The organism is Massilistercora timonensis (assembly GCF_048354975.1).
Classification (GTDB): domain Bacteria; phylum Bacillota; class Clostridia; order Lachnospirales; family Lachnospiraceae; genus Massilistercora; species Massilistercora timonensis.
Genome location: NZ_DBGCJQ010000124.1, coordinates 1 through 10,332, shown reverse-complemented (window position 1 = coordinate 10,332; position 10,332 = coordinate 1). Strand labels below are relative to the sequence as shown.

The 10,332-nt window shown below is 50.7% G+C and carries 11 protein-coding genes and 1 tRNA gene; 10 read left to right on the top strand and 2 right to left on the bottom strand.

Translation table 11 applies throughout. From position 1 onward, the window contains the following. The first annotated feature begins 46 nt into the window (after positions 1-46). Positions 47-119: transfer RNA gene (locus ACML7B_RS10680), tRNA-Asn, on the top strand. A 148-nt stretch (positions 120-267) separates the two neighbouring features. Then, complete coding sequence (locus ACML7B_RS10675; protein WP_418541187.1) at positions 268-765, top strand: VanZ family protein; 498 nt, start codon at positions 268-270, stop codon at positions 763-765. 39 nt (positions 766-804) lie between these two features. Here the strand turns inward: ACML7B_RS10675 and ACML7B_RS10670 are convergent, their stop codons facing one another. After that, positions 805-1,935 carry an aldo/keto reductase gene (locus tag ACML7B_RS10670; RefSeq protein ID WP_418541185.1) on the bottom strand — a complete coding sequence of 377 codons (1,131 nt, stop codon included), beginning with the start codon at positions 1,933-1,935 and terminating at the stop codon, positions 805-807. 107 nt (positions 1,936-2,042) lie between these two features. On the opposite strand from ACML7B_RS10670, the gene ACML7B_RS10665 reads away from it, so the two are divergent. The 6 genes from ACML7B_RS10665 to ACML7B_RS10640 all read left to right on the top strand — a co-directional run bounded on the left by ACML7B_RS10665 (position 2,043) and on the right by ACML7B_RS10640 (position 7,440). Continuing rightward, positions 2,043-2,825, top strand: a complete 783-nt coding sequence (locus tag ACML7B_RS10665) for a GolD/DthD family dehydrogenase (RefSeq protein ID WP_106789603.1) — start codon at positions 2,043-2,045, stop codon at positions 2,823-2,825. A 17-nt stretch (positions 2,826-2,842) separates the two neighbouring features. Next, complete coding sequence (locus tag ACML7B_RS10660) at positions 2,843-3,841, top strand: dihydroxyacetone kinase subunit DhaK (RefSeq protein WP_418541183.1); 999 nt, start codon at positions 2,843-2,845, stop codon at positions 3,839-3,841. Between the two features lie 13 nt (positions 3,842-3,854). Beyond that, positions 3,855-4,499 (top strand): dihydroxyacetone kinase subunit DhaL, encoded by a 645-nt coding sequence (gene dhaL / locus ACML7B_RS10655; protein WP_418541181.1) that lies wholly within the window; start codon positions 3,855-3,857, stop codon positions 4,497-4,499. A gap of 205 nt (positions 4,500-4,704) precedes the next feature. Beyond that, the gene (locus tag ACML7B_RS10650) at positions 4,705-5,757 is read left to right on the top strand and encodes an inorganic phosphate transporter (protein ID WP_346707506.1); all 1,053 of its coding nucleotides are present in this window, start codon (positions 4,705-4,707) and stop codon (positions 5,755-5,757) included. Between the two features lie 16 nt (positions 5,758-5,773). After that, entirely contained in the window at positions 5,774-6,397 is a 624-nt protein-coding gene (locus tag ACML7B_RS10645) for a DUF47 domain-containing protein (protein ID WP_418541179.1), read from the top strand. Between the two features lie 530 nt (positions 6,398-6,927). Continuing rightward, positions 6,928-7,440 carry a hypothetical protein gene (locus ACML7B_RS10640; RefSeq protein ID WP_418541177.1) on the top strand — a complete coding sequence of 171 codons (513 nt, stop codon included), beginning with the start codon at positions 6,928-6,930 and terminating at the stop codon, positions 7,438-7,440. A gap of 67 nt (positions 7,441-7,507) precedes the next feature. Here the strand turns inward: ACML7B_RS10640 and ACML7B_RS10635 are convergent, their stop codons facing one another. Beyond that, positions 7,508-8,314: a creatininase family protein gene (locus ACML7B_RS10635; protein WP_418541175.1), complete on the bottom strand. Its 807-nt coding sequence runs from the start codon at positions 8,312-8,314 to the stop codon at positions 7,508-7,510. A 229-nt stretch (positions 8,315-8,543) separates the two neighbouring features. Here ACML7B_RS10635 and ACML7B_RS10630 point away from each other — a divergent pair, with 229 nt between their 5' ends. Together ACML7B_RS10630 and dgt are read left to right on the top strand one after the other, a co-directional pair. After that, on the top strand, positions 8,544-9,422 hold the full coding sequence (locus tag ACML7B_RS10630; protein ID WP_418541173.1) for a hypothetical protein: 879 nt from the start codon (positions 8,544-8,546) through the stop codon (positions 9,420-9,422). A gap of 20 nt (positions 9,423-9,442) precedes the next feature. Beyond that, positions 9,443-10,332, top strand: an 890-nt coding sequence (gene dgt / locus ACML7B_RS10625; RefSeq protein ID WP_418541189.1) for a dGTP triphosphohydrolase, incomplete at its 3' end; no start/stop codon positions are given.

The following is a 10,332-nucleotide window of genomic DNA, read 5'->3' as shown; positions in this document are numbered from 1 at the left end:
TAGGCGGATGATTTCTTGTATGCAGTTTTCAGGGTATGTATAATATTCCTCCTTAGCTCAGTCGGTAGAGCACTCGGCTGTTAACCGAGTTGTCGTTGGTTCGAGTCCAACAGGGGGAGCTTAAAGAAGGCCTTATGTTACATATGTGACATAAGGTTTTTTCGTGCTCAGACAGTGCGGATCGGATGGGTTTCAAAGAATTTTAAGAAATGCTTAAAAAAGAATAAAGACGCTGTTGTTATTATAAGGAAAAGGGGGCGAGGTTAAATGAAATCTAAGAAAATGACAGTGGGCTTGTTGATATTCTATCTTATAGCGCTGCTGTGGATCATTCTTTTTAAATTACAATTTTCTACTGCAGATCTGCCTCATATCAGAAATATAAACCTGGTTCCATTTGCGGAGTCTGTGATCGTAAATGGGAAACTGGATGTAAGTGAGATCATTAAAAATGGGGTTGCGTTTATACCATATGGAGTGTTTGTTCATATACTGTGGGAACAGAAATCTTTTGTAACACGATGTGTTCCCATCCTTGCGACCAGTCTTTTACTTGAAGTGCTGCAGTTTGTTTTTGCTATTGGTGCGAGTGATATTACAGACCTTATTATGAATTCGCTGGGAGGAATCGCAGGGATTTTGATTGGAGTTTGTCTTCAAAAAATTGCAAAAATCAATTGGATTAGAATTATAAATATTATTAGCTTTATTGGAGCGGTGCTGATGACAGTGCTAATCGCGATTTTGCTTGTAGTGAATAGATAAAATTCAGGGGCGTTTATTTCAAACGCCCCTCTTTTCAGACTATGGCTGCAGTTTTTTGCAGAAATCTTTCATCACATCCGGGATCTTGATCTGCTGCGGACAGACAGCCGCGCAGGCGCCGCAACCTATGCAGGCGGAAGGACGTTTTTCCTCCGGAATGGAGCTAAGGACGGCCGGATCGATGGTCTCGCCGCTGGTAAAAGTGTGCTCGTTGTACAGCCCGATCAGCCCGGGGATATCCAGCTCCCGGGGACAGTGGGAGGTACAGTAGTGACAGGCTGTACAGGGGACGGTGTGAGTCATGTGGTAAGCCATGTCCAGAAGTGTATCCTTTTCCTGCTCATTCAGAGGTTCCTCTGTGGAGAAGGTCCGGATATTTTCCTCCAGCTGTCGGAGTGTGGACATCCCGGACAGAGTTACCGTCACGCCGGGAATGGACTGGAGAAAGCGAAAGGCCCATCCGGGCACGGTCTCTTCCGGACGGAGGGCGTGGAGCCGGGCGGTATCTTCTTCACTAAGGGAGGCCAGCCGGCCGCCCCGGAGGGGTTCCATGACCCAGACCGGGATATGGTAAGATTCCAGAAGTTCCACATTTTCTTTGGCCTTCTGGAAGTTCCAGTCCAGGTAATTGATCTGGAGCTGGCAGAATTCCATATGGCCGCCGTAAGCCTCCAGGAAGCGTTTGAGTACGTCATAACTTCCGTGGGCGGAGAAGCCAAGATGGCGGATCCGCCCGTTTTCTTTCTGCTTTACCAGATAAGAAAAGATTCCGTATTTCTCGTCGTCCAGATAGGCGTCGATGTTTTTCTCATAGACATTGTGGAAGAGATAGAAGTCAAAATAATCTACCTGGCATTTCTCCAGCTGTTTCTCGAAGATCTCTTCTACCAGGGGCATATTGGCCAGGTCATAGCCGGGGAATTTGCTGGCGAGAAGGAAGGATTCCCGGGGGTATTTCTTAAGGATCCGACCCATGACCAGCTCGGAGTTTCCGTGGTGATAACCCCAGGCGGTGTCATAATAGTTGATGCCGTTTTTCATGGCATAGTCCACCATGCGGGCAGTCTTCTCTTCGTCGATCCTGGCGTCGTCGCCGTCTGTGCAGGGAAGCCGCATAGTTCCAAGTCCGAGGGCAGACAGTTCCAGGTCCTGGAATTTCTTATAGATCATAACTACATTCCTCCTTTTGATTAAGAACCATTATAACACGCATTGACAAACAGAAAAAGGTATGCAACTATGAAGAAAAGAATCTTATGGGAAAAGGAGGGACAGCAATGCTACCAAATTATTCGAAAGAAGAGATCATGAACCTGGATCTGGGACTTACGGGGAAGACTGCGATCATCACCGGAGGCGCCGCGGGGATCGGCAATATGACGGCGGCCTATCTGCTCAGGCAGGGCGTGAACGTAGTTCTGGCAGATATGAATCCAAAGACTCAGGAGATCGCGAAGGCGATGGATCCGGAGAAAGCCATTGGAGTGATCGGCAACATCTGTGAGGATGCGTATCGGAAGCAGGTGGTAGAAGAGGCGGTCCGCACATTTGGTCAGGTGGATATCCTGGTGAACTGCGCGGGGATCGTAGCGCTTGAGAAGGCGGAAGAGTTAAGCGCGGATTACTGGAACCGGACTATTGATATCAATCTTTCAGCCTGCTTTTTCATGGCTCAGACGGTGGGAAAATATATGATCGACCATCAGGTGAGCGGCAGCATCATTAACATTGCCTCCCAGGCAGGAGTGGTGGCGCTGGATAAGCACGTGGCTTACTGCGCGGCCAAGGGCGGGATCATCGCCATGACAAAGGTGCTGGCTATGGAATGGGGCAAATACGGCATCCGGGTCAATGCGGTGGCGCCCACGGTGGTGCTTACGGAACTGGGACACCAGGCATGGGACGGACCGGTGGGGGATGCCTTTAAGAAAGAGATCCCGGCGGAACGATTCGCAGAACCGGAGGAGGTGGCGGTTGTGATTGCCTTCCTGTGCAGCCGGGGCGCGGCTATGGTGACCGGGCACAATTTGCTGATCGACGGCGGATATACGATTAAATAGAAAGGGAGGAACATTACATGCAGAGAATCTTAAATGATCCGGATCATATTGTGGACGAGATGCTGGAAGGATTTGTAAAGGCCCATCCGGACCTGGTAAAGACCACGGCTCATCCCAGAGTATTGGCGGCCAAAGAGGCGCCGATAGATGGGAAGGTAGGAGTGGTGACCGGCGGAGGATCCGGACATAAGCCGGCCTTTATCGGCTACCTGGGGAAAAATCTGTGCGATGCCGCAGCGGTGGGTGAGATCTGTACTTCCCCCACGGCGGCTGCATTTCTGGACGCCTTCCGCGCAGCGGACGGGGGCAAGGGGATTGCCTGCCTCTATGGGAATTACTCCGGGGATAATATGAATGTGAAAATGGCGGTACGGATGGCCAAAAAGGAAGGGCTTGAGGTTAAGACGGTGATCGCCAATGACGATGTAGCTTCCGCGCCCAAAGATCAGCGGGAGAAGCGCCGCGGCGTGGCAGGTGAGATCCTGATGTGGAAATGCGGGGGAGCAAAGGCGGCTGAAGGAGGAACCCTGGACCAGGTTATCGCGGCAGCTCAGAAGGCCATCGATAACTGCAGAAGCGTAGGGATCGGCCTGACGCCCTGTACGCTTCCGGCGGTAGGGCACCCTAATTTTGAGATCAAAGAGGGGACTATGGAAGTGGGCATCGGCCACCACGGTGAGCCGGGGATTGAAGTGTGCGAGCTGGAGACTGCGGACAAGATGGCGGCGCGGATGACCGACATCGTTCTTCCGGACTATCCTTTTGAGAGCGGAGATGAGGTGGTGGTTCTGGTGTCCGGCCTTGGGGCAACGCCGGTCATGGAGCTGTACGTGCTGTATAATGAGATCGAGAAGATCCTGGGTGAGAAGGGGATGAAGATCCACAAGGCCTATGTGGGGAATTATTTTACCTCCCTGGATATGATGGGGGCAACCCTGACGGTGATGAAGCTGGATGATGAGCTGAAGGAGCTGATCGATCTGGATTGTTGCTCTATGGGTCTGAAGCAGTTATAAGGAGGAAGCTGGGATGGTTGTAAAAAATAAAGACGGACGGGAGATCCTGTGGTCAGTGATCAACGCGGTCCATGAAAATAAGCAGTATCTTGGTGATATCGACGGTCTGATCGGGGACGGAGATCACGGAATGAACATGAACAAGGGCTTTATGACCTATGGCGAGCGGCTGGGGGAGCAAGAGACGGATCTTACAGACGGCCTTTCCGATCTTGGAATGGTGCTCCTTAATGAGATCGGCGGCTCCATGGGCCCCATTTATGGAACCATCTTCATGGAAATGGCGGACGCTGCCGACGGGGAAGAGGACATTACCCTGGAGATTTTTGCGAAAATGCTGCAGGCGGGACTTGACGGGCTGTATGAGATCGTGGAGGCCCGTCCCGGGGACAAGACGCTGGTAGACACTCTTAATCCGTGCGTGGAGTGGATGAACCAGGCGGCAGAGGAAGGAAAGGCTTTTGATGCAGCGCTGGAAGAGATGAAGGAATGTGCCCGGAAGGGAATGGAATCGACAAAGGATATGGTGGCCATGTACGGCCGGGCGGCCCGTCTGGGAGAGCGTTCCCGGGGTGTTCCGGATGCAGGTGCGTCATCTTGCTGCATAATCCTTCAGGCAATGGCCGACGGCATGTTAAAAGTGCTGAAAGACTGCTAAAACATTGTTAAGATGGGTAGAAGACGTATTGACACCCTCTGACAGGCAATGTTATATTCTGGTTAAATCGTTGTAAACACTAGAAATGACAGGAGGAAAACAGACCAAACGAAGAAGCTTTGAACGCTGTGAGTGGAATTGTTTTCTGCCTGTCATTTTGCTGCGAACAAGGATTTTACCAAAGAGAGAAAAAGAGGGATAAAATATGGATGTATCATTTTCAAGTTTCTGCCAGGAGGTGTTTTCCAACCCGGTCATGGCAGTGACGGTGGCGCTGACGCTGGGAGTGATCTTCGTCAATGGATGGACGGATGCGCCCAACGCGATCGCCACCTGTGTGTCCACCCGCTGTATGAAAGTGCGGACGGCGATCTGGATGAGCGCGGCCTTCAATTTTCTGGGCGTGCTGGTGATGACCAAGATCAACAGTTCTGTAGCCTCCACCATCAGTAACATGGTGGATTTTGGCGGAGAGACCACGGATGCGCTGATGGCCCTTTGTGCGGCGCTTTTTTCCATCGTGGTCTACAGTGTGGCGGCGTCGATGTTTGGCATTCCCACCAGTGAGAGCCACAGTCTGATCGCAGGGCTTTCCGGGGCGGCGATCGCGGTCCAGGGAGGCATCGGCGGTATTAATTTCGCAGAGTGGGTGAAGGTGCTCTATGGCCTGGTGCTGAGCCTTGCGCTGGGATTCTTCACCGGATGGGTGATCTGCAAGGGGATCGCTTTCTTCTGCGCGGCAGTGGACCGGAGACAGGCCAATCATTTCTTCAAGGGAGGCCAGATCTTCAGCGCGGCGTTTATGAGTTTTATGCATGGGGCGCAGGACGGCCAGAAGTTTATCGGCGTACTGTTCCTGGGTGTAGCGTTCTGCAACGGCCAGAACAGCGTGGAGGGGATGATGATCCCGGTATGGCTGATGATCCTCTGTTCTACCGTTATGGGTGTAGGAACCAGCGTGGGAGGAGAGAAGATCATTAAGTCTGTGGGAATGGACATGGTAAAGCTGGAGAAATTCCAGGGATTTTCCGCGGACCTGGCGGGCTCCATCTGCCTTTTGCTGGCCAGTATCTTCGGGATCCCGGTGTCGACCACTCACACCAAGACCAGCGCCATTATGGGCGTGGGGGCAGTCAAGCGGCTGTCGGCCATCAACTTTGGCGTAGTGAAGGATATGATGCTGACTTGGATCTTTACATTCCCGGGATGCGGACTGATCAGTTTTGTTATGGTGAAGATCTTTATGTTTCTGTTTTAAATAGGAGGAAATGAAAATGGCAAAGAAACAAGATGTATACTATTTTAACAATTTTGTGGCCTGCGCGGAGGAGTCCTGCCATGCGGCGCATCTTCTGAAGGATGTTCTTGCGAACTTCAATCCCGACGATCTTACCGGCCGGCTGGATGAGATGCATGCCATCGAGACCAGGGCCGACGGGAGAAAGCATGAGGCAATGGACCGTCTGGCGAAAGAATTTATCCCGCCCATCGAGCGGGAGGACATCATTACACTGAGCCAGTATCTGGATGATCTTACAGACAAGATCGAGGATGTTCTGCTGCGGATCTATATGAATCATGTGACCAGGATCGAACCTGCCGCTGTGGAGATGACGGATGTGATCATCCGCTGCTGCGAGGCGGTAAAAGAACTGCTGGAAGAGTTCTCGGACTTCAAGAGATCAAAGAAATTGAAAGAGCAGATCATCCGGATCAACGAGCTGGAGGAGGAGTCAGACCGTCTCTTTATGTCCAGCATGAGAGAACTGCACACTCAGTCTGCGGACCCGCTTCACATTATCGCCTGGAGGGAGATCTACGGTTATCTGGAGCACTGCGCAGACGCTTGTGAGCATGCGGCGGACGTAGTGGAGAGCGTGGTTATGAAAAATTCATAAGGCACAGAGCGGCTCCGACCCGGAAATGACCGGGAGGAGCCGTTTTTTTATCTTATGAGAGTTTATTAAAAACAGATAATACGGATATTATAAGTAAAAAGAAAAAATATAAAATAAATTTCCGAAAATATATTGACAATAATGGATTAAGATGTTATATTAAACATACAAAATAACAGTGATTCATTTCAAGACAGACGCGAGCTGTAAGGAATGAATGGTTATTTTAATCAACATATATGTTGAAGAAGATTTCCCGGAAGGAAGAAATGCAGCGTGCATCGGGAAAGAAAATTTAAGAAATGGAGGTACGGACCACCGAAGACTTAAATTTTATTTACCAAATTTTTTAAGAAAGAGGTAAAAAAAGAATGACAGAAGGATTTAAGTAAAGGCGGATATCAAAAATTGATTTGATATCCGTCTTTACTTTTGCTTAAAATTGCTTAAGGTTTTCTTAGTCCGGTTGAAGTTTCCAGTCAGGCGGTACATAATGGGGATAATCATTCCATGCAAGGAGGGGCGGCGGTATGAGAAAAAGGGAAAACAGGATCATAGGAGCGGGGATGCTGGTTCTTTTGCTTGTGCTGTCGTCACAGACCGTATGGGCGAACTCTTCCTGGGTCTGGCTGACGGACCGGCAGCCCTATCAGCTGCTTCCGGCGGCAGCGGCGCTGACCGTTCTCATTGAGACGGTGATGATCAAAACCTGCCTGGGGATCCAAAAGACGGGGAAGGTCCTGGGTGTTGTGCTGGCGGGGAATCTGATCTCCTTCTTGATTCCATATCTTTTTGTCTATCTGGATGGAAAGGAAATGGGATTTAGGAGTTTTGTGGAGATTGTCGCTAAAGGACCTCTTTATATTGTGGGGGCTTTATACCTTTTTCTTACATTGATTTTAGAAATTCCGATTGTTAGTTTTGGATTGAAAAAAGATATCACAGATAGAAAAAGGGGTTATCTGGTGATTGGAGTGGCCAATGTGCTGACCACTGTGATGGTGGCAGTCATTGAACGCATCTTGTGCTATGGACAGTGGTAAATAAGTAGAACATCCTGAGCCTCGAGGATGAACCAGAGACCCAGGATGTACGTTTTACATTGTAAATTTATTTTTTATAATCGAATTCAAAGTTTACAAATTCATCGATAAACCGAAGCGTGTAATCCACTACCGCGTCGCAGACTTCCTTGCCAAGCTCTGCCGTGGCTTCGCGGGCGCTTCTGGAATAATCAACGCCGGCGGAATGACCGAACTCGATCAGGTCGCCGGTTTTTGTAACGTCTCTGGTGCGCAGGTTCAGATAGACGGACCCGCCTTCGAATTCTCCACGGTGCAGATCCAGGAACTGGATGTTGCCGATCTTCTGGTTGTCCGGGATATGGGCTCTCTCCACCTTCACAATGTCAGGATTGATGTGCATCATAACGGCAGTCTCGGTGATGTCGCCGTGTCCGATCAGGCCCCATTCCGGCTTCAGGTCGCCGGCCACTTCAAACCACTGGATGTTTGCCACAGGTATGTTCTTCAGACGAAGGTACTGGCCTACATCATAGAGAGCGTTGTTGTTGCCGCCGTGGCCGTTCAGGAAGAGAAAATGTGTGAATCCGTAGGAGATCAGGCAGTCACAGACTTCCTTTACATACTGAGCCAGGGTGGTCTGGGAGACGGCCATGGTTCCGGCGAAATCCGCGTGGTAGAGGGCATGTCCATAGGGGAAGACAGGGGTCACAAGACCTTTGTCTGTCTTTTCTCCCACTCTTCTTGCCAGATAGTCGGCGATGATCCAGTCTGTGCCAACCGGGAGCGCGGGACCGTGCTGCTCGGAGCTTCCAACAGGGATGATGGCCAGTTTCTTAGTCTTCATTGCTTCCTGGTTTTCTTCCCAGGTGTTTTCATAGATAAAGTTGCTCATAAAATGATTCCTCCTTTTCCTGTTGTGTCCGTTATGCGGGCATTTATAATTCTATGATACGCAAAATGACTATGGGCCGCAAGGGACATTTTCGTGCTGTTGACGCACCTATACCAATTTGTTAGAATAGAGAGGAAAAGTTAAGATTTATCAAGAAACAGAATTGTTTACAGAAACGAAAGATAAATCCTGCAGGGTGGGTATAATGATCAAATAAGGAGGAAAGCAGATGCTGGATTTAACATTTGGCGAACAGGTGAAGATCGTGCTGGGCCGCAGAGGCATGACCATCAAGGATCTTGCGGAAGAGATCGAGGAGCGGACCGGGAAGAAGATGTCCCGGCAGAATCTGACCCAGAGGCTGGGGCGGGATAATTTTCAGGAACAGGATATGCGTATGATCGCCGGGATCTTAGGCTGCCCATTTCGTCTGGACATCCTGGGAGAAGAAGCGTCTCCTTCGGCAGAGTTGTCTGTGGGGCGGGAAGCTTTTGTGGAAGAACCGGCGGAAGAAGCTGTGAGCGAAGAGGAATTTTCTCTGGAGCGGGATATCACAATCGGCGAGCTGGTGGATATCAACCAGCAGCTGGATGAGCTGGAGTCGGAAGAGGAGCCGGAAGAAGAGAGTTTGGAGACCCAGGAACCGCCGGTGGAGGAACTTCTGGAAGAGATGGAGGAGATCGAGCGGGAAGCCAGAGAGCAGAGCCGGGAGCGGGCGCTGCGGGAAGAACGGCTGGAGCAGGAGCGCCAGGCTCATGGCTGGAAGGCGTACCTGCAGCGGATGAAGCATAGAGACGGAGAAGAGAAGCCGGAAGAACCGGAAGAGATCGTGGAAGAGGCGGCTGCGGAGGAGCCGGCACAGGAAGAGCCTCTGGCGGCGGAAGAGGAAGAAGAGGATCTGGTGAAGGGAGACGTCAATCCCTACACCGGAAGAGAATATAAGAGCAACAGTGTGCGGATGCATCCCAAGCGGATCGGTTATGTCCAGGTGTACGACCGGGGTGAGCATAAGTGGACGGATATGACGGAGTGGGCCTTCCTTGGTTATCAGGAGCGCAAAAAAGCTCTGCTTGGCAAGGATTATGAGCCGCCCATCTATCTGGATTAGGAAGTAAAGGTGTGGAGAAGATGAACTGGGAACAATTATTGTCCACCAGAAGAAGCCGGGGCAGTTCCGGGAAACATAAATATGTAAGGAATACCGACCTGCGGAGCGAGTTTGAGAAGGACTACCATCGGATCATCGGGAGCGCTTCCTTCCGGAGACTTCAGGATAAGACTCAGGTATTTCCCCTGGATAAAAGCGATTTTATCCGGACAAGGCTGACCCATTCTCTGGAGGTGTCGTCGTTTGCCAAGTCGCTGGGACAGAATATCGGGGAAAATATCCTGGTATATAAGAAGGACAGCGGCTTCACGCCCAGGATGAAGGAGGATATCTGCAGCATCCTTCAGTGCGCAGGGCTGATCCATGATATTGGGAATCCGCCCTTTGGTCATTTTGGCGAAGTGGAGATCCGGGAATGGTTTGAGCGGAACCTGCCCATGCTGACTTATAAGGGCAGACCTATCGACCAGGTGCTGACGCCCCAGATGCGGGAGGACTTCTATCATTTTGAAGGAAATGCTCAGGCGCTGCGGCTGGTGTCCAAGCTTCATTTCCTGGTGGATGAGCGGGGAATGAACCTGACCTACGCCCTTTTGAATACCATCATCAAATATCCGGTGGCCTCCACCCAGATCGATCCCAAGTCAGGAAATATCAAGGATAAGAAGATCGGTTATTACTACGCGGACCGGGAGATCTTCCAGGAGATCCAGGAGGAAACCGGGACCGACGGCTGCCGGCACCCGCTTACCTTTATCCTGGAAGCGGCGGACGACATTGCCTATAAGACCGCGGATATTGAAGACGCCTTTGTAAAGGGATTTATCAGTTATCATACACTGCTGGAGGAGCTTAAGGAGCTTCAGGAGAAATATGCGCCCCAGGAGGGAGGATCCTTCTTCCCGGCGGA

Bases quoted from the DNA above. Each gene is read 5' to 3' on its own strand.
- ACML7B_RS10665 (WP_106789603.1), top strand. From the start codon at position 2,043: ATGCTACCAAATTATTCGAAAGAAGAGATCATGAACCTGGATCTGGGA.
- ACML7B_RS10675 (WP_418541187.1), top strand. From the start codon at position 268: ATGAAATCTAAGAAAATGACAGTGGGCTTGTTGATATTCTATCTTATA.
- ACML7B_RS10660 (WP_418541183.1), top strand. From the start codon at position 2,843: ATGCAGAGAATCTTAAATGATCCGGATCATATTGTGGACGAGATGCTG.
- dhaL (WP_418541181.1), top strand. From the start codon at position 3,855: ATGGTTGTAAAAAATAAAGACGGACGGGAGATCCTGTGGTCAGTGATC.
- ACML7B_RS10630 (WP_418541173.1), top strand. From the start codon at position 8,544: ATGCTGGATTTAACATTTGGCGAACAGGTGAAGATCGTGCTGGGCCGC.
- ACML7B_RS10650 (WP_346707506.1), top strand. From the start codon at position 4,705: ATGGATGTATCATTTTCAAGTTTCTGCCAGGAGGTGTTTTCCAACCCG.
- ACML7B_RS10670 (WP_418541185.1), bottom strand. From the start codon at position 1,935: ATGATCTATAAGAAATTCCAGGACCTGGAACTGTCTGCCCTCGGACTT.
- ACML7B_RS10640 (WP_418541177.1), top strand. From the start codon at position 6,928: ATGAGAAAAAGGGAAAACAGGATCATAGGAGCGGGGATGCTGGTTCTT.
- ACML7B_RS10635 (WP_418541175.1), bottom strand. From the start codon at position 8,314: ATGAGCAACTTTATCTATGAAAACACCTGGGAAGAAAACCAGGAAGCA.
- ACML7B_RS10645 (WP_418541179.1), top strand. From the start codon at position 5,774: ATGGCAAAGAAACAAGATGTATACTATTTTAACAATTTTGTGGCCTGC.